The 24,158-nt window shown below is 71.2% G+C and carries 27 protein-coding genes and 2 pseudogenes; 11 read left to right on the forward strand and 18 right to left on the reverse strand.

Annotated features, from left to right (window positions below):
• Nucleotides 1-15: 15 nt before the first annotated feature.
• The 4 genes from fabG to QK442_RS24130 all read right to left on the reverse strand — a co-directional run bounded on the left by fabG (nt 16) and on the right by QK442_RS24130 (nt 4,071).
• Nucleotides 16-807, reverse strand: a complete 792-nt coding sequence (gene fabG, locus QK442_RS24115) for a 3-oxoacyl-ACP reductase FabG (protein ID WP_282696132.1) — start codon at nt 805-807, stop codon at nt 16-18.
• Nucleotides 788-1,900, reverse strand: a complete 1,113-nt coding sequence (locus tag QK442_RS24120; protein WP_282696133.1) for a hypothetical protein — start codon at nt 1,898-1,900, stop codon at nt 788-790. The genes fabG and QK442_RS24120 overlap by 20 nt, the downstream gene beginning before the upstream one ends.
• Nucleotides 1,897-3,804 (reverse strand): nucleotidyltransferase domain-containing protein, encoded by a 1,908-nt coding sequence (locus tag QK442_RS24125; protein WP_282696134.1) that lies wholly within the window; start codon nt 3,802-3,804, stop codon nt 1,897-1,899. Before QK442_RS24125 ends, QK442_RS24120 begins: the two co-directional genes overlap by 4 nt.
• Nucleotides 3,805-3,885: 81 nt before the next feature.
• The gene (locus tag QK442_RS24130; protein WP_282696135.1) at nt 3,886-4,071 is read right to left on the reverse strand and encodes a hypothetical protein; all 186 of its coding nucleotides are present in this window, start codon (nt 4,069-4,071) and stop codon (nt 3,886-3,888) included.
• A gap of 269 nt (nt 4,072-4,340) precedes the next feature.
• On the opposite strand from QK442_RS24130, the gene QK442_RS24135 reads away from it, so the two are divergent.
• Both QK442_RS24135 and QK442_RS24140 read left to right on the forward strand, forming a co-directional pair.
• Entirely contained in the window at nt 4,341-5,660 is a 1,320-nt protein-coding gene (locus tag QK442_RS24135; protein WP_282696136.1) for a tetratricopeptide repeat protein, read from the forward strand.
• A gap of 216 nt (nt 5,661-5,876) precedes the next feature.
• Nucleotides 5,877-6,185: a PadR family transcriptional regulator gene (locus tag QK442_RS24140; RefSeq protein ID WP_282696137.1), complete on the forward strand. Its 309-nt coding sequence runs from the start codon at nt 5,877-5,879 to the stop codon at nt 6,183-6,185.
• On the opposite strand, the gene QK442_RS24145 is transcribed toward QK442_RS24140, so the two are convergent.
• From QK442_RS24145 to QK442_RS24155, 3 genes and pseudogenes are all read right to left on the reverse strand, one after another.
• A complete protein-coding gene (locus tag QK442_RS24145; RefSeq protein WP_282696138.1) occupies nt 6,186-6,707 on the reverse strand; it encodes a DoxX family protein in 522 nt (173 codons plus the stop codon).
• A 113-nt stretch (nt 6,708-6,820) separates the two neighbouring features.
• Nucleotides 6,821-8,088 (reverse strand): annotated as a pseudogene (locus tag QK442_RS24150) (APC family permease).
• A gap of 288 nt (nt 8,089-8,376) precedes the next feature.
• The gene (locus QK442_RS24155; protein WP_282696139.1) at nt 8,377-9,009 is read right to left on the reverse strand and encodes a hypothetical protein; all 633 of its coding nucleotides are present in this window, start codon (nt 9,007-9,009) and stop codon (nt 8,377-8,379) included.
• A gap of 323 nt (nt 9,010-9,332) precedes the next feature.
• Here QK442_RS24155 and QK442_RS24160 point away from each other — a divergent pair, with 323 nt between their 5' ends.
• From QK442_RS24160 to QK442_RS24175, 4 genes and pseudogenes are all read left to right on the forward strand, one after another.
• Nucleotides 9,333-10,181: a recombinase family protein gene (locus QK442_RS24160; RefSeq protein ID WP_282696140.1), complete on the forward strand. Its 849-nt coding sequence runs from the start codon at nt 9,333-9,335 to the stop codon at nt 10,179-10,181.
• Nucleotides 10,182-10,224: 43 nt separating this feature from the next.
• On the forward strand, nt 10,225-10,992 hold the full coding sequence (locus QK442_RS24165) for a MerR family transcriptional regulator (RefSeq protein ID WP_282696189.1): 768 nt from the start codon (nt 10,225-10,227) through the stop codon (nt 10,990-10,992).
• 55 nt (nt 10,993-11,047) lie between these two features.
• Nucleotides 11,048-11,383: a YnfA family protein gene (locus tag QK442_RS24170; protein ID WP_282696141.1), complete on the forward strand. Its 336-nt coding sequence runs from the start codon at nt 11,048-11,050 to the stop codon at nt 11,381-11,383.
• A 42-nt stretch (nt 11,384-11,425) separates the two neighbouring features.
• Nucleotides 11,426-11,623: pseudogene (locus tag QK442_RS24175) on the forward strand (metalloregulator ArsR/SmtB family transcription factor); the annotation flags it as partial.
• A gap of 13 nt (nt 11,624-11,636) precedes the next feature.
• Here QK442_RS24175 and QK442_RS24180 read toward each other — a convergent pair.
• Complete coding sequence (locus tag QK442_RS24180) at nt 11,637-11,981, reverse strand: hypothetical protein (protein ID WP_282696142.1); 345 nt, start codon at nt 11,979-11,981, stop codon at nt 11,637-11,639.
• Between the two features lie 352 nt (nt 11,982-12,333).
• On the opposite strand from QK442_RS24180, the gene pstS reads away from it, so the two are divergent.
• On the forward strand, nt 12,334-13,326 hold the full coding sequence (pstS, locus tag QK442_RS24185) for a phosphate ABC transporter substrate-binding protein PstS (RefSeq protein WP_282696143.1): 993 nt from the start codon (nt 12,334-12,336) through the stop codon (nt 13,324-13,326).
• Nucleotides 13,327-13,468: 142 nt separating this feature from the next.
• On the opposite strand, the gene QK442_RS24190 is transcribed toward pstS, so the two are convergent.
• From QK442_RS24190 to QK442_RS24200, 3 genes are all read right to left on the reverse strand, one after another.
• The gene (locus QK442_RS24190) at nt 13,469-14,530 is read right to left on the reverse strand and encodes an ArsO family NAD(P)H-dependent flavin-containing monooxygenase (RefSeq protein WP_282696144.1); all 1,062 of its coding nucleotides are present in this window, start codon (nt 14,528-14,530) and stop codon (nt 13,469-13,471) included.
• 79 nt (nt 14,531-14,609) lie between these two features.
• Nucleotides 14,610-15,698, reverse strand: coding sequence for an ACR3 family arsenite efflux transporter (gene arsB / locus QK442_RS24195; protein ID WP_071267278.1), 1,089 nt, complete (start codon nt 15,696-15,698; stop codon nt 14,610-14,612).
• Complete coding sequence (locus QK442_RS24200) at nt 15,695-16,003, reverse strand: metalloregulator ArsR/SmtB family transcription factor (RefSeq protein ID WP_282696145.1); 309 nt, start codon at nt 16,001-16,003, stop codon at nt 15,695-15,697. Before QK442_RS24200 ends, arsB begins: the two co-directional genes overlap by 4 nt.
• Nucleotides 16,004-16,094: 91 nt before the next feature.
• Between QK442_RS24200 and QK442_RS24205 the strand changes: the two genes are divergently transcribed.
• Genes QK442_RS24205 through trxA form a run of 3 tightly spaced genes read left to right on the forward strand, consistent with a single transcriptional unit; the run spans nt 16,095 to nt 17,829 of the window.
• Complete coding sequence (locus QK442_RS24205) at nt 16,095-16,508, forward strand: arsenate reductase ArsC (RefSeq protein WP_071267274.1); 414 nt, start codon at nt 16,095-16,097, stop codon at nt 16,506-16,508.
• Nucleotides 16,505-17,473, forward strand: coding sequence for a thioredoxin-disulfide reductase (gene trxB, locus QK442_RS24210; protein WP_282696146.1), 969 nt, complete (start codon nt 16,505-16,507; stop codon nt 17,471-17,473). Before QK442_RS24205 ends, trxB begins: the two co-directional genes overlap by 4 nt.
• 29 nt (nt 17,474-17,502) lie before the next feature.
• Nucleotides 17,503-17,829, forward strand: coding sequence for a thioredoxin (gene trxA, locus QK442_RS24215; RefSeq protein ID WP_282696147.1), 327 nt, complete (start codon nt 17,503-17,505; stop codon nt 17,827-17,829).
• A 95-nt stretch (nt 17,830-17,924) separates the two neighbouring features.
• Here trxA and QK442_RS24220 read toward each other — a convergent pair whose 3' ends face one another.
• Entirely contained in the window at nt 17,925-18,296 is a 372-nt protein-coding gene (locus tag QK442_RS24220) for a metalloregulator ArsR/SmtB family transcription factor (protein WP_071281549.1), read from the reverse strand.
• Nucleotides 18,297-18,476: 180 nt separating this feature from the next.
• Between QK442_RS24220 and QK442_RS24225 the strand changes: the two genes are divergently transcribed.
• Nucleotides 18,477-19,148 carry an arsenate reductase ArsC gene (locus QK442_RS24225; RefSeq protein WP_282696148.1) on the forward strand — a complete coding sequence of 224 codons (672 nt, stop codon included), beginning with the start codon at nt 18,477-18,479 and terminating at the stop codon, nt 19,146-19,148.
• Nucleotides 19,149-19,173: 25 nt separating this feature from the next.
• Here the strand turns inward: QK442_RS24225 and QK442_RS24230 are convergent, their stop codons facing one another.
• The 6 genes from QK442_RS24230 to QK442_RS24255 are packed head-to-tail and all read right to left on the reverse strand — an operon-like array spanning nt 19,174 to nt 24,078.
• Nucleotides 19,174-19,464, reverse strand: coding sequence for a hypothetical protein (locus QK442_RS24230; RefSeq protein WP_282696149.1), 291 nt, complete (start codon nt 19,462-19,464; stop codon nt 19,174-19,176).
• Between the two features lie 33 nt (nt 19,465-19,497).
• The gene (locus QK442_RS24235; protein WP_282696150.1) at nt 19,498-20,268 is read right to left on the reverse strand and encodes a response regulator transcription factor; all 771 of its coding nucleotides are present in this window, start codon (nt 20,266-20,268) and stop codon (nt 19,498-19,500) included.
• A 54-nt stretch (nt 20,269-20,322) separates the two neighbouring features.
• Complete coding sequence (gene pstB, locus QK442_RS24240; protein WP_282696151.1) at nt 20,323-21,189, reverse strand: phosphate ABC transporter ATP-binding protein PstB; 867 nt, start codon at nt 21,187-21,189, stop codon at nt 20,323-20,325.
• Nucleotides 21,190-21,236: 47 nt separating this feature from the next.
• The gene (gene pstA, locus QK442_RS24245) at nt 21,237-22,151 is read right to left on the reverse strand and encodes a phosphate ABC transporter permease PstA (RefSeq protein WP_282696152.1); all 915 of its coding nucleotides are present in this window, start codon (nt 22,149-22,151) and stop codon (nt 21,237-21,239) included.
• Nucleotides 22,148-23,095 carry a phosphate ABC transporter permease subunit PstC gene (pstC, locus tag QK442_RS24250; RefSeq protein WP_282696153.1) on the reverse strand — a complete coding sequence of 316 codons (948 nt, stop codon included), beginning with the start codon at nt 23,093-23,095 and terminating at the stop codon, nt 22,148-22,150. Before pstC ends, pstA begins: the two co-directional genes overlap by 4 nt.
• The gene (locus QK442_RS24255; protein WP_079169107.1) at nt 23,092-24,078 is read right to left on the reverse strand and encodes a PstS family phosphate ABC transporter substrate-binding protein; all 987 of its coding nucleotides are present in this window, start codon (nt 24,076-24,078) and stop codon (nt 23,092-23,094) included. The genes pstC and QK442_RS24255 overlap by 4 nt, the downstream gene beginning before the upstream one ends.
• Nucleotides 24,079-24,158: the final 80 nt, after the last annotated feature.

Consider the following 24,158-nt stretch of genomic DNA (forward strand, 5'->3'; position numbering starts at 1 on the left):
TGCTTGTTGACAGTCTCAGTGCAGCAGCCATCCGCCGTCGACGTGGACGGACTGCCCCGTGATGAACGAGGCGGAGGGGCCCGCGAGAAACGCCACCAGGGCCGCGACGTCCTCGGGCCGGCCCCGGCGCGGGACGCACTGGCGCTTGATCTGGTCCTCCGGCCGGACACGGTGCTGGGCAGGGATGGTGTTCTCGGCCTCGACCTGGATAGCCCCGGGCAGGACCGTATTGACGCAGATCCCGTACGGGCCCAGTTCGCGGGCGAGGGAGCGGGTCAGGCCCAGCATCCCGGCCTTCGCGGTGCTGTACGCGACGAGGTTCGTCCGGCCGGCGCGGGCGTTGACGCTGCCGATGTTCACGATCCGGCCCCAGCGGCGTTCGATCATGCCGGGAGTGAGCGCGTGGCAGGTGCGGTAGTGGGCGGTGAGGTTCACGTCGAGGGAGTAGTTCCAGGCTGTCTCGTCGGTGTCCTGCCAGGCGACGCGGGGGTAGGAGCCAGCGTTGTTCACCAGGATGTCGACGGGCCCGATCTCGGCGTTGACGAGGTCGGCCATGGTCCGGACGGAGCCCGGGTCGGTCAGGTCGGCGTTGACCGCGATCCCGGGGCTGCCCGCGCGTTCGAAGGCGGCGAGGAGGGCGTGGGCGTCGGGGGCCTGGCCGAGGTGGTTGACCGCGACGGTCGCTCCGGCGGTGGCGAGTGCCCGCCCGATCTCGGCACCGATGCCGGTGGCCCCGCCGGTGACGAGGGCGTTGCGGCCCTGGAGCGGCCGGGCCTGGAGAGGGGTCTCAAGCAGGTGTAGGGACATTGCTGCTCCGTTCACCGGGGTGGGAGTGGGTGGTCTGCGTGGTGGTGAAGAAGGTGTCGGTCGTCGTGTGTGGGTCCTGGCTCTCGGCGAGCTTGATCAGGACGAGCAGGAGGTCGTGTCCGGTCAGTCGGGAAGGCGGGATGACGCCGAGAATGCGCAGGGCGAGGAAGGCCCGGATCTCCTCAAGGCCACCGCCGTGCTCGCCGCGGAGGCCGTCCAGGGCGCGGGTGAGGGCCGCGGCGCGGCCGGGGTCGGTGTTCCAGGAGTACCGGACGTCGATGTGCCGACTGCTCCGGTGCAGTTCCAGGTGCTCGACGCGCGGGCGGGCCAGAGGCGGCAGGGCGAGGCGGAGGGTGCGGGCGTACACGTCGGGCTGGTAGCGGGGGACGAGCCAGCCGCCCAGCGCCATCAGGTACCAGAGCAGGTTGGCGGTCTCGCCCACGACGGTGTTGCGGCCGGCGAACTCGAAGTCGAGCCAGCACAGCGGGTCGGCGATGTTGGGTTCGGTGGGGTCGCCCTGCGTCAGGCCGGCGCGCAGGCGGCGGTCGGAGGCCAGGACGTCACGGAGGCGGTCGATGGTGGCGGCGACGTTCAGTGTCAGCGGTCTGCCGTTGGCGGTGAGGGTGAAGTCGGCCAGGTCCCGGAGGGTGAGGGTCGTATCGGTGTGGGGCAGGGCGACTGGCAGGTCGCGGCGCAGGTACCAGCGGTCCAGTCGGCCCCCGGGGCGGATGCGGTCGAGGTAGAGGTCCGGTACGCACTCGGCCAACGGCACGTTCTTCCCGGTCTCCTCGGCCGCCGCCCGCAGGTCGGCGCAGACGCCGTCCACGAGGCGGTCCAGGCGGGGCTGTACGGCCGGGTCACGGTCGGCGAGGGCGATCACGTCTCCCAGGAGCAGCTCGCACCGGCCGGTGGCGAAGACGTCCTCGTAGGCGAGGAGCTGCCTGTCCGGTAACGCGATCTGCCCGTGAAGGGCCGGGACCGCGATGCGGGAGGAGAGCTGCGCCCATCCCCTCGCCTCGGCTTCGGCCTGCTCGCGAGTCGCCGCCGGCTTGTGGAAGACGCCCGCTGCCGTCGAGAACCGTCGAGTGCTCACCGCGTCTCCCCGGGGAGGGTGTCCAGCCACGCCTGGAGGACGAGGCGGGCGAGCGCCTCGGTGGCGGGCCGGTCGGTACGGGCGGTGGTGACCAGGCTCGTGTCCTGCCGCCTGGCGTCGAGGAGGACGGTAAGGGCGTCACCGTCGGAGGGGCACTCGATCCCGCTGAAGCGGAGCTGGATCTTCGCGAGCAGCGCGGTGACCTTGTAGAGGCCACGGAGGTCGGGGGTTCCCTTGAGGAGTTGGCGACGGATCTCGATGGCGGCCTGGATGCCGTCGCGCAGGCTCGCCGTGACGTCGGTGGCCGCGTCCGGAGCGGGCAGGGCCAGCCCGGGGGTGACCCACAGCGGGACCAGCGCCCCGCTGCCGATGAGCGCGAGAACGTGGAGGAGCCGGGAGGTGACGGCGCCGGCCCGGCACTCGGCCCGGGTCAGCACGGTCATACCCAGCTTGACCCCGCCGAGCTCCGCCTCCAGGTCCGCGAGGATCTGGCGTATCTCTCCCAGGGAAGAGGCATCGGCCACGACCAGGACGTCGAGGTCGCTCCAGCCGTGCTGGTACTTCCCCCGGGCGCCGCTGCCGGTGACCGCCAGCAGGTCGATCAGCGGGCGCAGGCCGGTGGTGCGGTCGAGGAACTCAGCCAGGTAGGACTCCAGGTGCACGGGGAGCCCGAGCGCGTTGACCGGCATCATGGAGGGCTGGTGCTCCGGCCAACGGCGGTCGAGCACGATGCGGTCCAGCCGCCGCTCCAGCTCCAGGCGCGGCCCGTCGTTGGCGATGACCTCGTGGGCGAGGGACGCTATCTTGTCCGCACCCCGTGCGGCCTTGACCAGGTCGCGGTCGGTGACGTCCTGGGCGCCGGCGGTGCCCCGCCAGGTGCGGGTGGTCTCGGAGGCGTCCAGGTAGACGATGGTGAGCTGGGGGCCGAGCATCCGGGCGAGTTCGGCGGTCGAGTCGACGTCGTGCAGCGACTCGATGCTGACGGAGTCGAGGAAGTGGTGGGCCTGGCAGAAGCGGTCCAGCGCGTCCACGATCAGCTCGGCCTGCACGACCGGTCCCAGCCGGTACGGGTCGCGAATCCCGGCCCGGCCGGCCCCCTCCTCGATCAGGTACCCGATCTTGAGACGGGCGTGGCCATGCTGGGTGCGCAGGTACTCGCCGGCCGTGCTCTTCCCGCTCTCCGACATGCCGCCCAGCGCGGTGACATGGACTCCGGCCAGGGCCCGGCCGGGCACCTCCGGATGCAACGGGGCCAGGAGCCGGCGTACCTCGTCCTGGATGGCGACGGTGGGCCGGTCGCCGATGCGGATCGCCATCGGGAAGCGTCCGTCGTCGACGAGCCGGTTGATCTGCTCGTGGAGGTGGCGCTGGTACGCCGCGTAGGTGCCGGTGACGGTTGCCTCGTGGGCCAGACTCCGGCGGGTGCCTTCCTCGGGGTCGTCGCAGTGCAGGAGGAGGAGGGCGTGCTCGTTCTCCTCGACGGACCTCAGGTCGGTCTCGTACAGGGCCAGCAGGAGTCGGGCCCGGTCCGTGGCCTGCGCGGCGTCTAGGTCCTCCCGTACGGCGACGGTGGCGGCGACGGACGCCTCCAGCATTGGGATGCCCCGGTCCAGCAGGCGTACCGGCGCGGAGAAGGGGTGTCGGGAGCGTTCGAGGTAGGAGGTGGCGAGGACGTCGGCGATCTCCTCGACCGGGCCGGTCTCGAACCACCAGCGGGCCATGCCGCCGGCCTTAATGGCGGCCCAGCGCGGGTCGTAGTGGTCGAGCGGGCCCGCGGAGGTCGCGGCCGGGCCCATGCGCCGGGCGAGGATTCCGATCTGCTTGGTCTTCCCGGTGTTGTCGGGGCCGCTGAACGCGACCGACACGGGGAGGGGATACGTGTCGCTGTTGTACGGACTGGACATCGGCTTCCCTTCGCTGGGGGATGCGGAGCGTGTACGCCGGCGAGGCGCCGTCGCGGTTGTGCGGCGAGAACGCCGGAGTACCTATCCGGGGCCGTCGGCCGTCGGAACGTCCTCGGCGCTGAGCGCCGGCCACGCCAACGGGACCTGCACGGAGGAGTGCTCCGTGTGGGCCAGAAGGCCGACCGTGGTGAGTCCGGCAGCCGTACCGAGGGCCCAGATCCAGCTCAGGACCGTCTCCAGCGGGTCGGGTAACGGGGAACGGCTCACCGGACCGCCTCTCGTACGGCGGGGTGCTGTGCCGCACCGGGCCATCGCGGAGGCGGGATCGTGCGAGTCGGTGCAATGTCCGTGGGCATCGCCACCATCGGTCCTCTCACGCGTCCGGGCAGGCTCCAACAGGCCCTGGACAGGGCTGGTTCGAGCCATTCGGAGATCTGCGGGGTGATGTTCAGTGAACGACGGTCCGCGCTCCCGGGACAGGGCCCAGGATGTAGTCCTGCGTAATCCCGCGTAATCCAGGTGGGGAGGATGACGGGGTGCCGAGGAACCCGGCCGTCGCGGAACTGATCAAGCGGGCCTGCCAGGAACGAGGCTGGGGCCCTTCGGAGTTGGCCCGCGCACTCGGCATCGCCGAATGCGGCGACCCGCGCCGCCTCCAGCGCCAGCACGCCCGGCGGTGGATCGAGGGCGAACGCACCCCCGGCCACTGGTGGCCCTACATCGCGCGGGTGCTGGCACTGGACCCCGAGGCGATCAACCTTCCGGAGCCCACGCCTGCGGCCCTCCACACGGATACCGTGGCATCAGTCCTGCATCTGGGAAGGAGCGACGTGGAACGTCGGGAGTTCATCCTCGCCTCCAGCGGATACGCGCTGTCCGCACTCGGCCTGCCCGACATGGACAGCATCACCCGCCGGACCAAGACCGCCGCCCCCGGAGCCGTCCGCGTCGGCCAGGGCGAAGTGGCGGCCGTACGCCACATGGTCAAGGCCCTCGGCGACTCCGCCTCTGAACTCGGCGGCGGCCACGCCCGCCACCTGGCCGTCCGCTACCTCACCCAGGACGTCGCCCCCTGGCTGGAAGGCCGCTTCACCGAAGCCACCGGCCGTGACCTGTTCGCCGCCACCTCCCAGCTCGTCCACCTCGCCGGCTGGATGGCCCAGGACGAAGGCGACACCCCCGAACTCCGCGGACTCGCCCAGCGCTACTACGCCCACGCCTTCCGCCTCGCCGCCGAAGCCGGCGACCCGGAACTGTCGGCGACGGCCCTCCGCGGCCTCGCCGTGCAGTGCGTCGCCCTCGGCTACCGCGCCGAAGCCGTCCAGCTCGGCGAAGCCTGCGTGGACTACGGCCGCCACCTCGACAACCCCCGAGCCGTCGCCTACTACGAGGCCACCCTCGCCAACGCCGCCGCCCAGGACGACGACCGCCGCATGGCCGCCAAACACCTCACCCTGTCCGAGACCGCCATCGGCAAGCCGGCCGCCGCGCCCGGCGACTCCTGGGCCGCCCACTACTCCCCCGGCCGCTGGGCCCACGAATCCGGCATGATCCTCGCCCGCCTCGGCGACCTCGACGCCGCCGAGGAACACCTCCACCTCGCCCTCGACATCCACGGCCTCGACCGCCGCCGCACCCGTGCCATCGTCCTCGCCGACCTCGGCGGCGTCCGCCTCCGCCAAGGCGACGTCGACGGAGCCCTGGCCACCTGGCGCGACTTCCTCGACTGCGCCGACGGCATCCGCTCGGTCAAGGTCCAGGCCGCCCTCCAGGACATGCGCGTCCGCCTGCGCCGGTACGACGGAATCCCGGAGGCCCAGGAGCTCCGCGAGAGGGCGATCCGCGCTTCGGAATGACCGGGAAGGAGGCAGTCGCCCTCGCGGAGCACGCTGTGACCCAGGTCGCCGACCAGCCGCGGGCTCCTCTGGTTCCTGACGGGCCCCAGGCCCGACATCCCGCCGCCCGCTGCATCACCTGCTGCGACCGGCGGTGCATGTCGAGGCCAGGGTCGATGCAGACGGCCTAGACTCGGACTCCGATATCGGTTCCGTCACCATCGGAGGTGGGCCACAGTGCGCGAGTTCCAGCGGGGTGCGGTGCGGCTGCACATCCTGCATCACGCGGCCGTGGAGGAGATCCACGGCGCGTGGATGACCGAGGAGCTGGCCCGCCACGGCTACCGGATCAGCCCGGGCACCCTGTACCCGACGCTGCACCGGCTGGAGGCCGACGGGCTGCTGGCTTCCGAGCAGAGGGTCGTCGACGGCCGGACCCGGCGCGTCTACACCGCGACCGAGGCCGGGAAGCAGGCCCTGGCGGAAGACCGCCGGGCCTTGAAGGAACTGGCCCGCGAGGTTCTCGGCGACGACGCTTCGGCCTGATCAGCCGCGTGCGGTCGCCCGCTCCGGAAGGACGGAGCGGGTACGGGTTCGGGTTCGGGTTCGGGTCAGGCGGGCGTCGAGGGACCAGGCGCCGGCCCCGACGACGAACAGGAAGAGGCTGCCGCAGAGCTGCGCGAAGTCGGTCCGTGATTCGTGGGCGAAGTGCCACCAGCCGGACTTCCCCTCGAACAGCGCGGCGTCGCCCCACAGGATCGGCAGCTTGGTGATCAGCAACGCGCCGAGCATGTTCACGATCATCGGCACGGTGGCGAGCCGGGTCAGGAAGCCTGCGAGGACCAACAGCCCGCAGGCGATCTCGAAGAAGCCGTCCATCGGGGCGAGGACTCCGGAGGCGGGAATGCCGGCCTTGTCGAACCGCCCGCTGCTGAGCTGGCCGGGACGCAGGAACTTCAGCACGCCCTCCGACAGGAAGACCGCGCCCACGTACAGGCGGATGAGGACGACCGCACGCGGGGCACTCGTGCCGGCCAGTCGCTCCTGCCACTCCTGGAGCCGGGTCACGGCACGGCACCTCGCTTCGGCCGGGTTTCGGGTCACGGACATCGTCCGGCGACGCCGGGGCCGGGAGCAACCTTCACCGCGGCCGTTCCCCCGGGAGGAGGAACGGCTGGGCGTCAGCCCCGCGCGGCGACAGCTCGGCGCAGCCCGTAGACGGCGGCGCCCAGAGCGATCACCGCCGCTCTGGAGACGACCGAGGACACGGGCAGGGCGAAGGCCAGGACGAGGCAGCCGGCCAGACCGGCGGCGGGGATCAGGCGGTGGGGCCGACCCTCGTCCGGGGTGAGGGTCCAGGCCGAGGCGTTGGCGATGGCGTAGTAGACGAGGACGCCGAAGGAGGAGAACCCGATCGCCCCTCGCAGGTCCGCGGTCGCGGCGGCCACGGCCACCACGGCGCCGACGACCAGCTCGGCGCGGTGGGGCACCTTGAAGCGGGGGTGCACGGCGGCCAGCGCGTGCGGCAGGTGCCTGTCACGAGCCATGGCCAGGGTGGTGCGGGAGACGCCGAGGATCAGGGCGAGCAGGGAGCCCAGCGTGGCGACGGCGGCACCGACACGGACGACGGGGACGAGCCAGTCGGCACCCGAGGCCCGCGCGGCCTCCGACAGCGGCGCCGCGGCCTCGGCCAGCCCCTTCGGCCCCAGCACCATCAGGACGGAGACGGCGACGACGGCGTAGACGACGAGAGTGATGCCCAGCGCGAGCGGGATCGCCTTCGGGACTGTGCGGGCGGGGTCGCGGACCTCCTCGCCGAGGGTGGCGATGCGAGCGTACCCGGCGAAGGCGAAAAACAGCAGGCCCGCCGCTTGAAGCACCCCGCCGAGGGGCGCGTCCGCACCGACGTCCAGCCGCACGGCATCGGCCTCGCCGAAGGTGAGGGCGGCGGCCACGACGGCGGCGAGCACCGCCAGAACGACGGCGACGATCACGCGGGTGAGAAGTGCGGACTTCTGCACGCCGGCGTAGTTCACAGCTGTCAGCGCCACCACCGCCGCCACGGCGACCGCATGCGCCTGGCCGGGCCACACGTACGAGCCCACCGTCAGGGCCATCGCCGCGCAGGAGGCGGTCTCGCCGACCACGAACCCCCAGCCCGCGAGGTAACCCCAGAAGTCGCCGAGCCGTTCGCGGCCGTAGACGTAGGTGCCACCGGAGGCCGGGTAGCGGGCGGCCAGACGGGCTGAGGAGGTCGCGTTGCAGTACGCGACGGCGGCGGCCAGGGCCAGACCGAGCAGCAGCCCCGAGCCGGCCGAGCGGGCCGCCGGGCCGAGCGCGGCGAAGATCCCCGCGCCGATCATCGATCCGAGGCCGATCAGCACGCGTCGTGCACGCCGAGTCTGCGCTGCAACTCGTCCGGGACACCGCCGGACGGCGGCTTGCTCATGGGCGCACTCCTCGCTGGCAGGGGACGGGGGTTACGGGTCCCGATATCGGCAGACGATACATCCTGCGGAATGGCCGCGGTCCGGCATATCCATGGCGGCAGTCGCCCTGGCGAGTTCCCTCGGGGAGCGCCGAACCCGTTCCGTTTCAGAACGGCGAGCTTCTTCGGTTTCAGAACACCGCCGTGTTCCGAAAATGAACGCCAGGGACAGCCCGGCTCGTGATCTCCGTCGCCCACTTCAGGGAGCAGTCGGCGACGCCACCGTGCCGTGTCGGGCGCTCGTGCGCATCAGACCCCGGTAGACCCCGCCTTCTCTCGCGGGGTGGCTCTCGTCACCAGGAGGGCCGCCGCGAGGGAGCTTCCGCTCAGGGCGAGGAACAGTCCGCCGTAACCACCGAGGACACCGGCGAGAGCGGCTCCGGCCCAGGGCGCGAGGGCAGCGGCGATGGTGGCCGGCTCCGGGCGCCGCAGGTACACCGACTTCGCCCGGCGCCCGGACTCGCCGACCTTCCACGCGGCCCGCTCGGCCGGGGTGAGCTCGCGGTTGAAGGCGACCTGCATCGTGCGCAGCGCGACGGGGGCGGCGCCCGCCCAGCCCTCGCGTAGGAAGTCGGGGACCGGGGCGCCGGCGGTAGTCCCGTCGCCGTCGACCACGGCCTGGCGGGCGCGGTGCACGGCGGCGACGTTCCCCCGGTACAGGGCGTACGCCTCCCGGTCCGTCTCGCTCAGCACGTACGGCTCAGGCCCGCGGTGTTCGGGGACGTGGGTGGGCGCGGCCAGCCACCGCCACACCGTGCGCTCGCTGACACCGAGGCCCTCGGCGGCCAGGCGCACGTGCGCGGCCGACAGCTGCTCGGCGTCCCGCAGCTGGATCAGCCGGGCCACCGCCGCAGCACGCTTCGACCCCTCCGCCCCCTCCATGATCGGAAGTCTCCGACAGCGTCCCGAAACGTGTTCGGGACACCTCGCCCGTTCATCCGTACGAGTGAACGAGGGGTGATCGGCGGGCAGTCACCCCGGGCCCGACCACGCTGATCATGACGGCGCGCGATCAGGCCGGAACTCCGTACGGCGCTCGCTCGCCCGTGCGTCCCGGAAACGACCGATTCCGGGACGGTCGCCCGCCGGGGCGGCCGGGTCGCGGGAAGCGTCCCGAAAGGCGTCCCGAAACCTGCGGTCGCGGCGGAGAAGTGAGACGGGGATTCGGGACGGCCGCGTCGAGCGGCCGGGCGGGAGGGGAACACGTGGACGGCGACCTGGACGAGATCGCCCGCGCCGAGCTGATCGAGCGCGAGCCGTGCCCGCGGTGCGGGGCGCCGCCTGGGTCGGTGTGCCGGGCGAACTCCGGCGTCGTCGCCGTCGACTACCACACCGGCCGGTACGCCAAGATCCCCGCGTTGAAGTCCGGGCCCGCGATCCGCATCCCCGCCGCGCGCGGGCCCGGCCGCACCTGGCAGCCCGGCCCCGAACCCGACCTCGACCCCGCACTCCTCGCGCGGGCCGGCGACCGCATCGGCTACGCCCGCGTCTCCAGCAAGGGCCAGGACCTCGCCGGACAGGTCCGCCTCCTGAAGAAGGCCGGCTGCGTACGGATCTACGTTGAGAAGATCGGCACCCGGGAGAAGATCCGCCCCGAGTACAACGCCGCCCTCGCCGACCTGCGCCCGGCCGACACCCTCACCGTCACCATGCTCGACCGCCTCGGCCGCAACATGATCGAGCTCATCACTTCCGCACAGGACCTCGCCGAACGCGACCACCGCCTGGAGATCCTCAGCGGCCCGCTCGCCGGGATGTACGACCCGCAGGGCGCTGGCAAGGTCCTCTTCGTCGTGTTCGCCGCCATGGCGGAGGTCGAGCGGGAGTTCATCCACGAGCGGACCCTCATCGGCCTGGACACCGCCGCGGCGAACGGCAACCACGGAGGCCGCCCGCCGGCCGTCGACGGCGACATGCTCGCCGTCGCCCTGCGCCGCCGCGACGCCCACGAGCCCGTCACCTCAATCGCCCGGCACCTCGGCGTCGGCCGCTCCACCCTGTACCGGACGCTCGCCGCGTACGACGAAGCCGTCTCCACCGGCCGGGACGCTTGACCTTCGAGCCAGGTAGAAGGTCTACCGTCGGAGTGTGAGCACGATGCGGATCTCCCAGCTCGCCGAACGCTGCGGCGTCCCGGCCACCACCCTGCGCTTCTACGAGAGCGCCGGGCTGCTGTCCGCCGACCGCACCCCGGCCGGCTACCGGATGTACGGCGAGGACGCGGTCGAGCGCCTCGCGTTCATCGGCGCGGCCAAGCACCTCGGGCTGCCCCTGGAGGAGATCGTCGAACTCCTCGCGGTGTGGCAGGCCGGAGCCTGCAAGGACGTCAAGGCGGACCTGCGGCCGCGGATCGCCGCCCGCCTCGCCGAGGCCGAGGTCCGCGCCGCCGAGCTGGCCGCGTTCACCGCCTCGCTGCACACAGCCCTGGCCCACCTCGACGCGCTGCCCGACCGGGCCGAGCCCTGCGACCCCGGATGCGGCTTCCTCGCCCCCTCTTCGCCCGCCGGGGCCCGGCCGGTGGACGTCGTCCTCTCGCCCAGCCGCCAGGCCGCCGAGCAGGACGCGGAACGATGGCGCACCGCCCCGGTGGCCTGCTCGCTGACCGGCGACAGCCTGCACGAACGCACCGCCCAGTGGCACGAGGCGATCGACGGCGCCGTACGAACCGCCATCCCCGACGGCCTTCGGCTCACCCTGCCCGCCGCGCGAACCGCCGCGGTGGCCTCACTCGCCGCTGACGAACAGCAGTGCTGCCCCTTCTTCGACTTCCGCCTCCACCTCGACGGCCAGGAGCTGCACCTCGAAGTCCGCGCCCCCGCCGGCGGCACGGGCCTGCTCACCGACCTCTTCGGCCCGGCCGCCTGACCGGCCCACCACCAACTTCCCCACGCTCATCCGCTGCCAGAAAGACCCCGCTGCCGTGCTCGTCGCCCGTTCCATCGCCCTGTTCATCGTCGCCGCCCTGTTCGAGATCGGAGGGGCCTGGCTGGTCTGGCAGGGCGTACGCGAAAACAAGGGCTGGATCTGGATCGGCGCCGGCGTCATCGCGCTCGGGCTGTACGGCTTCGTCGCCACGCTCCAGTCGGACGGCAACTTCGGGCGCATCCTCGCCGCGTACGGCGGCATCTTCGTTGCCGGGTCGATCGCCTGGGGCATGGTCGCCGACGGCTACCGCCCCGACCGCTACGACATCACCGGCGCCGTCATCTGTCTCATCGGAATGGGCGTCCTCATGTACGCGCCCCGCGGCCACTGACAGATCTCTGCGTCTCACTGACATCTACTCTGCGCCCGACACCACGAGGGCGGCGAGGCGTGCGTGTGCGACATCTCCGACGTCGGCGTCTCCCAGCCGACCGTCTCCCACCACCTGAAGAAGCTGAAGGAGGCCGGGCTGCTCTCCTCCGAGCGGCGCGGCACCTGGGTCTACTACCGCGTCGAGCCCGCAGTCCTCGCCGCCATGGGCCGCCTGCTCACCCAGGCCGCGGCGATCTGACGACCGGCGGCGATCAGCCCCCGAAGGTCATGACGGCGTCGGCTCCGGCGTCGTGAAGTGTCCGGCGGACGCCGGGGCTCGCGCCGCGCACACGAATCCCGGCGGGCGGCGAGAGCTCGGTGGCCGCGCGCCTGAGGGCATAGGCACAGGCGAGGTCCATGCTCTGGAGATCATGGAGGTCCAGCAGCCAGGCGCGGACCTCCCGTAGGGCCGGGTCGCCGAGCCGCTCCTCCAAGGCGAGGTTCATACGGGCGTCCAGGCCGCCGGAGAACGCGAGGGACGCCTGCCGGCCGTCATCCACGGTGATCGTCAGCGAAGGCGCCTCCCGGCCGGGGCCGGAACCGATATCAGGCGTCACGGGGACCTCCTCCACCAGGCGGGTGCACCATGACCATCCTCCCAGAAAGCCACCGGAGCTGGCTTGATCACCCGGAGGTCGCCGTGGTGACGCCATCTGTTCGTCTGGGTTCCATCCACCCCTCAGTCATATCGGTGAGCATCTATTTATCGGAGCGGTGGAGTGCACCGTGGCCGTTCATCCGCGTGTCCGAAGGGGAGTCATGGGCCAGCGTCTACGTACGGAACGGGCGTACCGAGGGACGTATCGATGGAGGGGACGGGCCGCCGCCCTGGTCGTGGGCACGCTGTTCCTCACGGCCTGCGGCTCGGAAGGCACGCGCGACGAGTCGGCACCGTCTCCCACAGGGACGGTGCCGGACGTCGAGTGCGTCGACGCCGGCCAGGTGCGCGGCTCGGGGTCGACGGCTCAGCAGAACGCGATGAAGCGCTGGATGGAGCAGTACCAGCAAGCCTGTCCGGGAGTACAGCTCGTCTACGACCCGCTCGGGTCCGGCGCCGGGGTCGCGCAGTTCCAGCGCGGGGCCACCGCCTTCGGCGGTACGGACGAGGCGTTGTCGGACGAGGACCGGGTGCTGACCGAGGACGTCTGTCCTGGCGGACAGGCGCTCGATCTTCCCATGCTCGGCGGGCCCGTCGCGGTCGGGTACAACGTGCCCGGGCTGACGGGGCTGGTCCTGGACGCGCCCACGCTCGCCCGCATCTTCGACACGCGCATCACCCGTTGGAACGATCCGGCGATCCAGCGCCTCAACCCGAAGGCGAAGCTGCCCGACCTCGCCATCTCCCCGGTGCACCGCGCCGACGACTCCGGAACCACCCAGAACCTGAACGCCTACCTGAAGGCAGCAGCCAAGGACTCCTGGCCGTATCCCGCGGACAAGAAGTGGCATGGCCGGGGCGGCCATTCCGCGCCCGGCTCGGACGCGGTCTCCACCACGGTGACGCGGACGGACGGGGCGATCGGCTACTTCGAGCTGTCCTTCGCCGCCGAGCGAAAGATCGACACGGTGCTCGTCGACACGGGTGCCTCCCGCCCGGTGGCGCCCAGTACGGAAAGCGCCTCGGCGGGCATCGCGGAGGCGAAGGTGGTCGGCGAGGGCAGGGACCTGACGCTGCGGCTCGACTACAAGACCTCCGCCGAAGGCGCCTACCCGATCGTCCTCGTCACGTACGAGATCGTCTGCGACACCGGCAACGAGCCGGAGAGCCTTCCGGCACTCAGGTCCTTCCTCACCTTCACGGCGAGCGAGGAGGGGCAGGCGCAGTTGCACTCGATCCACTACGCGCCTCTGCCCGCCGAGGTGGCCGCCCAGGTCCGCGAGGTCGTCGCCACGCTCTCCTGACCGTGAGGAGTTCCACCGGCCTGCGGGTCTGAGCCGACCGTGACGAAGGGGCCGGCCTCGCAGCGCACCGACGAGCAGCCCCCGGCCTGCCGCTGCGGCGCGGCGACGGCAAAGGCCGGGTAGCGGTGCCGTCCACAAGGCGTCAGCCCAGGTCGAGGAGTTCGGCGATCGCGCGGGCGGCCTCACGGGCCGGGCGGCCGACGCCGATGAGGGTGGCGGAGGCGGGGCCGGTCCAGTCGCCGTAGCCGAGGAGGTGGAGTCGGGGTTCCCGGAGGGCCTGGGTGCCCGCGGTGGGGATGTGGCCGCGCGGGCCTCGCAGGCCGAGCGGGGCGAGGTGGGAGAGCGCGGGGCGGAAGCCGGTGCACCAGATGATCGCGTCGGCGCCGGCGTGTGTGCCGTCGGCCCACTCGACGCCGGTCGCGGTCAGGCGGGTGAACATCGGCTGGGCCTTGAGCAGCCCCGCGTCGCGGGCTTCGCGGACGGGCGGGACGGCGACGATGTCGCCGAGGGAGGCGACGCCGCCGGTGTCGGTGCGGCCCTCGTCGAGGGCACGACGGCGGGCGGTCGCCGCGTCGAAAAGGGCGCGGCCGTCGATGTCGTCGGGGAGGAAGCGGGCCGGACGCTGGGTGACCCAGGTCAGCTCGGTGTCGTACGCGAGGTCGGCGGCGATCTGGGCGCCGGAGTTCCCGCCGCCGACCACGATCACCTTCTGGCCCGCGAAGTCGCCGGGGCGGCGGTACTCCACCGTGTGGAGCTGGGTGCCCCGGAACTCCGCACGGCCGGGAACCGCGGGCAGGAAGGGGCGCCACCAGGTGCCGGTGGCACTGATCACCGTACGGGCTCGCCAGGCGCCGGCGGCGCTCTCCACCCGCAGGTACTCGCCGTCGCGGTGGACCGCTTCGACGCGGACGGGCCGGACGACCGGGAGGTCGTAGCGCTGTTCGTAGTCGGTCAGGTAGCCGACGACGTGGGCGGCGTCGGGGTACGTCTCCCCCGGCTGCGGCGGCATGATCCGGCCCGGCAGCGAGGAGAAGGCGGCGGGGGAAAAGAGGTGCAGGGAGTCCCAGGTGTGCTGCCAGGCGCCCCCCGGCGTGGACTGGGCGTCGAGGATGACGAAGTCCAGGCCGAGGCGGCGCAGGTGGTAGCCCGCCGCGAGTCCGGCCTGGCCGCCGCCGATGACGACCACGTCCAGCTGCCTGTCCATGTCCCGGTGTTCCCTTCCTGCCTGCACGGTTGCCCCGCCCGCGTGCGACGGGGCCAACCGGATGACGACGTGCGACGGCTTACTTCGCCTGGGCGGTCGCGAACTTCTTGCGCCAGGCCAGCGACACGTACACGAGGGCCACGAGGACGGGCACCTCGATGAGCGGGCCGACGACACCGGAGAGGGCCTGGCCGGAGGTGACGCCGAAGGTGGCGATGGCGACGGCGATGGCGAGCTCGAAGTTGTTGCCCGCGGCGGTGAACGCGAGGGTGGCGGTGCGGTCGTAGTGCAGGCCGATCGCCTTGCCGAGCGCGAAGGTGCCGAACCACATGATCGCGAAGTACACGAGCAGCGGGAGCGCGATCCGGGCCACGTCGAGGGGCTGGGAGGTGATGGTCTTGCCCTGGAGGGCGAAGAGGATGACGATCGTGAAGAGCAGGCCGTAGAGGGCCCACGGTCCGATCTTCGGCAGGAACTTCTGCTCGTAGGACTCGCGGCCGAGCTTCTTCTCGCCGATGCGGCGGGTGAGGAAGCCCGCGAGCAGCGGGATGCCGAGGAAGATGACGACGTTGAGCGCGATCTTCCACATGGAGATGTCCAGCGTCTCGCCCTCGCCGAGGCCCAGCCAGCCAGGGAGGATGTCGAGGTAGAACCAGCCGAGCAGGCCGAAGGCGATGACCTGGAAGACCGAGTTCAGGGCGACCAGGACGGCGGCGGCCTCGCGGTCGCCGCAGGCCAGGTCGTTCCAGATGATCACCATGGCGATGCAGCGGGCGAGGCCGACGATGATCAGGCCGGTGCGGTACTCGGGCAGGTCCGGCAGGAAGATCCACGCGAGCGCGAACATCACCGCGGGGCCCAGGACCCAGTTGATGACCAGGGACGACACCATGAGCTTCTTGTCGCCGGTGACGGCGTCGAGGCGGTCGTAACGGACCTTCGCGAGCACCGGGTACATCATGATCAGCAGGCCGACGGCGATCGGCAGCGAGATGCCGCCGATCTCGACCTTGGCGAGCGCGTCGTTCAGGCCGGGGATGAGCCGGCCGAGACCCAGTCCGAGGCCCATGGCCAGGAGGATCCAGACGGCGAGAAAGCGGTCAAGCGTCGAAAGCTTCGCGACGACCGAGGTCTCCTCGGTCGGGGCGGGCGCTTGGGTGGGGGTCACGGACAGGCCCTCTTGTTCTCGGCAGCGGTACGAGCGGACTCGGCGAGTTCGGCGAACTGGCCGGCGATGGAGGCGATGACGTCCGGGCGGAGCTTGTAGTACGTGAAGCGGCCGCACGGCTCCGTCTCGACGACCCCGGCCTCGCGCAGCACTCTCAGGTGGTTGGAGAGGTTGGTCTGCCTGGCACCGGTCTCCTCGACCAGGTGGGTGGTGCACAGCATCTCGCGGGCGAGCAGGGTCACGATCCGCAGGCGCAGGGGATCGCCCAGCACCCGCAACAGCTCAGTGTCGACTGACGTCATCATGTACTGATACTCTCACATCAGTGGTGGATGACACCATCGGGTGCTGATTTCAGTTGCGCCTGATTTCGTCGTGAGACAAGAGAGACCTGCCGTGTCCGAGAAGCCCTCCGTCCTGTTCGTCTGCGTCCACAACGCCGGCCGTTCCCAGATGGCCGCCGCGTGGCTGTCGCACCTGGCCGGAGACCGCGTCGAGGTCCGCTCCGCGGGCTCGGCCCCCGCCGACCAGGTCAACCCCGCCGCCGTCGAGGCGATGCGCGAGGTCGGCATCGACATCACCGCCGAGACCCCGAAGATCCTCACCATCGACGCGGTCAAGGCGTCCGACGTCTGCATCACCATGGGCTGCGGCGACACCTGCCCCGTCTTCCCGGGCAAGCGCTACCTCGACTGGACGCTGGAGGACCCGGCCGGCCAGGGCGTCGAGGCCGTCCGCCCGATCCGCGACGAGATCAAGAAGCTCGTCGAGGGCCTGATCGAGGAGATCGCCCCGGAGAAGACCGCATGAGCGAGATCCGCGAGGTCGTCATCATCGGCTCCGGCCCCGCCGGGTACACCGCCGCCCTCTACACCGCCCGCGCACAGCTGAAGCCGCTGCTGTTCGGCAGCTCGATCTTCGTCGGCGGTTCGCTCACCACGACCACCGAGGTCGAGAACTTCCCCGGCTTCCCCACCGGTGTCGACGGCCCCGACCTCATGGACAACATGCGGGCCCAGGCCGAGCGGTTCGGCGCCGAGATGATCGACGACGACATCGTCTCCGTCGACCTCACCGGTGACATCAAGCTCCTCACCGACTCCGCCGGCACCGTCCACCGCGCGAAGACGGTGATCGTCGCCACCGGCTCCGGCTACCGCAAGCTCGGCCTCCCCCAGGAGGACGAGCTGTCCGGTCGCGGCGTCTCCTGGTGCGCCACCTGCGACGGCTTCTTCTTCCGCGACCGCGACATCGTCGTGGTCGGCGGCGGCGACACCGCCATGGAGGAGGCCACCTTCCTCACCCGCTTCGCCCGCTCGGTCACCGTCGTCCACCGCCGCTCGACCCTGCGCGCCTCCAAGGCCATGCAGAACCGGGCCTTCGCCGACGACAAGATCTCCTTCGCCTTCGACAGCGAGATCGCCGAGATCAAGTCCGAGAACGGCATGCTGTCCGGCGTCGTCCTGCGCGACACCTTCACCGGCAAGACCCGCGACCTGGACGCGACCGGCCTCTTCATCGCCATCGGCCACGACCCGCGCACCGAGCTCTTCACGGAGCAGCTGGCGCTGGACGCCGAGGGCTACATCAAGGTCGAGGCGCCCTCCACCCGTACGAACCTGCCCGGCGTCTTCGCCGCCGGCGACGTCGTCGACCACACCTACCGCCAGGCCATCACGGCCGCCGGCTCCGGCTGCCAGGCCGCCATCGACGCCGAGCGCCACCTCGCCGCTCTCGCCGACAAGACCCCGGCCATGGCAACGGCCACGGCCTGACCGCAGCAGATCCCGACAGGAGGCACCTCGTGGCCCTCAAGACCGTGACCGACGCTTCCTTCGAAGCGGACGTCCTCAAGAGCACCAAGCCCGTCCTGGTCGACTTCTGGGCCGAGTGGTGCGGCCCGTGCCGCCAGCTCGCGCCCTCCCTGGAGGCCATCGCGGCCGAGCACGGCGACAAGATCGAGATCGTCAAGCTCAACATCGACCAGAACCCCGACACCGCCATGAAGTACGGCGTCATGTCGATCCCGACCATGAACGTCTACGTCGGCGGCGAGGTCGCCCAGACCATCGTCGGCGCGAAGCCCAAGGCAGCCCTGATCCGGGAGCTGGAAGGCTTCCTCGCGGGCTGAGCCCCTGGGGCACGCCGCCAGGGGACGAGAACAGGCCCCGGTCCCGCCGTCATTGCGAGATGGCGGGACCGGGGCCGTTCTCGTAGGGACGCGGGTCAGGCGGTGTCGGGATCGAGGATGTCCCGGACCCGGCGCAGCCCGTCACGGTCGACCGAGTACCAGACCCAGGTGCCGCGGCGGTCCCGCCTCAGCAGCCCGGCCTCGGTCATGATCTTCAGGTGGTGGCTGACCGTGGGCTGCCGAAGGCCCAGGCACTCGGTCAGGTCGCAGACGCACGCCTCCTCCGTCGGGGAGCGCTCGATCAGCCGCAGTATCTGCAAGCGGGTCGGGTCGGCGATGGCCTTGAGCATGGCTGCCATCCGCTCCGCCTCCTCCCGGTCGATCAGAAGGCAGGCGAGCTGCGGGCTGCACGCCTCCGTCTCCGGAGCGCGCACGGCCCGCGCCGTGTCTATTGCAGTGATAGCCATCTATTCACCATACGAGCGGCGGTGAGCGGAACGAGGCTCCGGAAGGTGGTCGTGCCATGAGTTCATCGAGCGTTCACTTTCGCTCGCGCCTGTGCAGAAAATAGATACCCATCTATGATCCTGGTAGACGGGCCGATCGGGTCCGCAGGCCGGAACGAGGCCGGAACGAGGAGGTGTGCGGTGGACGAGTCGGCTCACCTCGGGCGGTCGACGCCGCCGCTCCGGAGCACGAGCGCGCTGCTCGACCGCATCACCCGGCGGCTGGCCGCACGGCACCGCCGGTCGTTCTCCCGCGAGACCGTCGAGCGGTACGTGGCGGAGTGCGCCGGTCTGCTCGCAGGCCGGGCCCGGGTACGCACCTATCTGCCCGCGCTCGTCGAGCGTTTCGCGGACCAGCGGCTCAGCGCCCTCGCGCGCGGGGCCGGGCTCAGCCCCAAGCCGGTCCCCGAGGTGCTGTTCGTGTGCACGGAGAACGCCGGGCGCTCGCAGCTGGCCGCCGCGCTCATGCGTCAGCGGGCCGCGGGGGCGGTCACCGTGGCCACGGCCGGCTCGGCGCCCGCCGCGGACATCTCCCCCGTCGTGCGGCGGCTCCTGGCCGAGCAGGGCCTGGACGTGGGCGAGGAGTTTCCCAAGCCGCTGACCTCGGAGATCCTGGAGGCCGCCGACGTGGTGGTCACCCTCGGCTGCGGAGACGCCTGCCCCGTGCGGCCCGGCCGGCGCTATCTCGACTGGGATCTTCCCGATCTCGGCGGACTCGACATCGAGAGCGCGCGGGCCGTGCGGGACGGCCTGGCGACGAGGGTCGAGGGACTGGTCCGCGAACTGCTGCCCGAGCAGGCCCCCAGCACCTGACCCCCGCCGCGGAGTGCGGCGGGGATCAGCGGTCGTCGCTCAGGCACCAGGAGACCAGCGTCCGGGCCTCGCCGAGCGTGCCCGCCGTGATCAGCTCCACGATCGTGGTCCAGTCCGCCGACCCGGACTGCCACCGTGTCGCCCCGACCGTGCGGAACCGCACCCGGACCCTCTTCGCGTACCAGCGCTTGCGGTAGACGAGGGTTCCGAGGGTGGGGACGTGGTGGCGTCCGCTGACCGCGGCCCAGCGGGGCCGACGCGACGCCCGCCCCGGGAGGTCGATGTACGAACTGTCGTCGTCCGGCCGGTCCTCCATGGGCGGTGCGCCTCCCTCCGGTGGCTCGTCGCGTCAGGCGCCCGAGGGGGCCGGGATCCGGTCGGTGCTGCATTCGAGCCGGTAGCCAAGCCCGCGGATCGCGTCGATGGTGCAGCAGCTCCCCGCCTCGTCCCGCAGCTTCATCCGGACGCGGCGGATGTGGACGGTGAGCGTGTTGCTGTCGAGGGCGTCAGTGCCCCACAGCGCGCGGGTGAGCTCGGCGCGGCTGATGACCCGGTTGGGGTGCTGCATCAGATAGCGGAGCAGCTGGAATTCACGGACCGGCAAGTTCAGCGAGCGCCCTCGTACATGGACGTGGAACCCGGCCGGATCAAGCTCGATGTCGCCGACGGTCAGGGGGTCGGCCGAGCCGTCCCCGGTGGCCTTGCCGGAGGTGAGCAGCGGGAGGATCTCCTCGATGCGGTACGGCCGGGCGACGATGGCGACGGCGCCGGCGGCGAGAGCGGCGGTGGCCTCCCCCACTCCGTCCGGTCCGGCCCCGACGATGACGGGGACCGGGTGGAGGCGGGCGATCAGCTCGGTGACCTGCGCGGCGCCGACCACGGGCAGCGGGGCGGCGAGCAGGACGGCGGCCGGGTGGCGGACGCCGACCTGAAGCAGGGCCTCCGCGCCGTCGTGGCAGACGGTCACGGAGACGTCGGCGCCCTCGAAGCGGGCCACCGCCCGGCCCGCGAGCGTGACGTCCGGCTCGGCCAGGAGCAGGCCCGGACCGTTGGTGTCGGCCTTGCCGCCCCCGCCGCGCTCGGCGGCGGGCCGCGGGGGCCATGGTGCTGCGGGTGTCACGCGTGGTTCTCCTTCACGGTGGCGGCGCGCAAAGGGCGGCTCGGGGAGGGCGGCTCAGCCGAAGCGGCCGGAGATGTAGTCCTCGGTCCGCTGGTCGGCGGGGGCGCTGAAGATCCGGGCGGTCTCGTCGTACTCGACGAGCCGGCCGTGGCGGACGCCGTGGTCGTCGACGTCGGCGGTGAAGAAGGCCGTACGGTGCGAGACGCGGGCGGCCTGCTGCATGTTGTGCGTGACGATCACGATCGTGTACTCCTGGGCGAGGTGCTCCATGAGGTCCTCGATCTTGGCCGTGGCGATCGGGTCGAGGGCCGAGCAGGGCTCGTCCATGAGGATCACCTCGGGCTTGACCGCGATCGTGCGGGCGATGCACAGCCGCTGCTGCTGGCCGCCGGACAGGGCGAGCGCGGAGCCCTTCAGCTTGTCCTTCACCTCGTCCCACAGCGCGGCGCGGGTGAGGGTCTCCTCGACCAGGTCGTCCAGGTTCCCCTTCACGCCCGCGACCCTGGGGCCGTAAGCGATGTTGTCGTAGATGGACTTGGGGAACGGGTTGGGCTTCTGGAAGACCATGCCGATGCGGCGGCGGACCTCGATCGGGTCGACGTCCCTCCCGTACAGGTCCTCGTCGTGGTAGCGGACCTTGCCGGCCACGCGGGCCCCGGGCACGAGGTCGTTCATGCGGTTGAAGCAGCGCAGGACGGTGGACTTGCCGCAGCCGGACGGGCCGATCATCGCGGTGATCTGCCGCTCGCCGATAGTCATGTTGACGTCCCGTACGGCCTCGTGGTCGCCGTAGAAGACGGACAGGCCGCCGACCTCGAAGACGGGGCTGGTCAGTTCGGGCGCCTCGCGGAAGGTGACGTCCGGGGACTTCGCGCCGGTCCGGGTGGTGCCGCCGGCGGTGGCGTCGGAGGGTGCGGTCATGGCGGTCTCCAGTGGTGATGGAGTGGTGGTCGGGGAGGTCATGGGAGTCACCAGCGGCGGGAGTAGCGGTTGCGGAGCCAGATGGCGGCGGCGTTCATCAGCAGGAGGAGCGCCAGAAGCAGGATGATCGCGGCGGCGGCGAGGTGGTGGAACTCCTCGCGGGACTGGCTGATCCAGTTGTAGATCTGGACCGGCAGCACGGTATAGGAGCTCTGCAGTCCCTCAGGGTTGAACATCACGAAGGTGACCGCGCCCAGCATGATGACGGGTGCCGCCTCGCCGATCGCCCGCGAGAGGGCGAGGATCGAGCCGGTCGCGATGCCGGGCACGGCGGCGGGCAGGACCTGGCGGCTGATGGTCTGCCACTGGGTCGCGCCGAGCGCCAGGGAGGCTTGGCGGATGGACCGCGGTACGGCCCGGATCGCCTCGCGCGAGGCGATGACGACGACCGGCAGGACGAGCAGCGACAGGGTGAGGGCGGCGGTCAGGACCGTCGTGCCGAGGGCGAACTGGCGGGCCAGCAGGCCGAGTCCGAGGATGCCGTAGATGATCGAGGGGACAGCGGCCAGGTTCTGGATGTTCAGCTCGATCATCCGGTTGTACCAGCGGTCGGGGTCGGCGTACTCCTCCAGGTAGATCGCCGCCATGATGCCGGTGGGCAGGCAGAACAGGGCGGTGAAGGAGATCACCCAGAGCGTGCCGAAGATGGCGGACTGGGCGCCGGCGTTCTCGGGGCGGCGGACGGAGGGGAAGTTCTCCCACAGTCGCGCGTCCATGCGGGGCCACGCCTCGGCGAGGACGTACGTCAGCAGGGACACCAGGAAGACGACGCCGATGGCGAGGCAGGCCAGGAGCAGCCAGCGGAACAGGGTCTCGCCGGGCCGGAACCGGGGTCCGGCGAGCAGGCCGCGCTCGGGCTTCCGGGCCGCGGGTGCCGGTGCCTGGGTGGGGGTGGTGGTCACTCGTACACCTCCCGGTACTTGCGCACCAGACGGATGCTGAACAGGTTCATGAGGAAGGTGGCGACGAACAGCAGCGCGCCGACCGCGAAGATCGTGTCGTACGCGATCGAGCCCACCGGCACGTCGCCCGAGGCGGCGCGGGCGATGAACGCCGTCATGGTCTCCATCTCCACCAGGGGGTTGATGGTGAAGTCGGGCTTCGAGCCGGCCGCGATGAGCACGATCATGGTCTCGCCGACCGCGCGGGACACGCCGAGGACGCAGGCGGCGACGATGCCGGACAGCGCGGCGGGGACCACGACGCGGATGGACACCGTGCGCTTGCCGGAGCCGAGGGCGAAGGCGCCGTCGCGCAGCGAGTGCGGCACGGCGGACAGGGCGTCCTCGGTGAGGGAAGCGATCGTCGGCACGATCATCACGCCCATGACAAGGCCGGCGGAGAGGCCGTTGCGGACCTCCGGCTGCCAGCCCTCGGGCAGGAGGTCCTGGAGGAGCGGGGTGATGAACGCCATGGCGAAGAAGCCGTAGACGACGGTGGGGATGCCGGCGAGCACTTCCAGGCTGGGCTTGAGGACCTTGCGGACGCGGGGGTTGGCGTACTCGCTCAGGTAGATCGCGGCGCCCAGGCCGACGGGGACGGCCACGAGCAGCGCGATGCCGGTGATGACGAGGGTGGCGGCGACCAGCGGCAGCACGCCGAACTTCTTGTCGGCGAAGAGCGGGGTCCACTCGGTGCCGGTGAAGAACTCCACCGGGCTGACCTGCTGGAAGAAGCCCACCGCGGGCGGGACCAACGAGACGACGATCCCGACGGTGGTGGCGACCGAGACCAGCGCCGCCGTCAGGAGCAGCGCCTTGACCACGGCCTCGCCGTAGCGCGGGCGGGCCCGCCGCAGGGACCGCGTACCGGTCCCTGCGGCGGACGAGGTGGTGGAGCTCGTCACTTCGCGGCTGCCTTGAGCTTGTCGAGGGCGGCCTGGAGGTCCTTCTCCTGCTGGGCGTTGAGCGGGATGAACTGGGCGTCCTCAGCGATCTTCTTGTGGTTCTCGACGTAGAACTCGACGAAGTCCAGGACCTGCGGCTTCTTCAGGCCGGCGTCCGAGGGGTAGATGAACAGCTGTCGGCCGAGCGGGGCGTAGGTGCCGTCCTGGGTGGCGGCGACGCTCGGGGTGACACAGCCCTTGCCGCCGTCGATGTCGACGACCTTGAGCTTGTCCTTGTTCTCCTCGTAGTACGAGAAGCCGAAGTAGCCGAGGCCGCCCTTGGTGCCGGAGACGCCGGTGACGATGACGTTGTCGTCCTCGCTGCCGCTGTAGTCGGTGCGGGACGCGCCCTCCTCGCCGTTGATCTCGTCGGTGAAGTAGTCGAAGGTGCCGGAGTCGGTGCCCGGACCGAACAGCTTCAGCGGCTCGTCGGGGAAGGAGGGGTCGATCTGGTTCCAGTTGTTTACCTTGGAGCCGGGCTCCCACATCTTCTTCAGCTGCTCGACGGTGAGGCACTTCGCCCAGGTGTTGTCCTTGTGGACGACGACGCTCAGCGCGTCGTTGGCGACGGCGAACTGCTCGTACTTGATGCCGTTCTGCTCGCAGGTCTTGATCTCCTCGTCCTTGATCGGACGGGAGGCGTCGGAGATGTCGGTCTCGCCGACGCAGAACTTCTTGAAGCCGCCGCCGGTGCCGGAGGTGGCGACGGTGACCTGGACCTTGGACTGCTTCTCCGCGTACAGCTCCGAGGCCGCGCTGGACAGCGGGGCGACCGTGCTGGAGCCGTCGATCAGGACCTTGCCGGACAGCTCCTTGTTGCCGCCCTCGCCCCCGTCGCCCTTCGAACCCGCGTCGCCGCCACCGCACGCACTCGCGGCCAGCATCACGGCAGCCGTCAGCGCCAGGGGAGCCTTGGCCCGGCGCAGCGAAGTGGAAATGTTCACGACTCTCGACCCTCGTGTCTGCCGGATGCCCCGGCGTTCTGGATCCGGTGCGCGGCGCGCCCCGTTCGGACAACCAGATC

Origin of the sequence: Streptomyces sp. CC208A (genome assembly GCF_030010625.1) — a bacterium.
GTDB lineage: Bacteria > Actinomycetota > Actinomycetes > Streptomycetales > Streptomycetaceae > Streptomyces.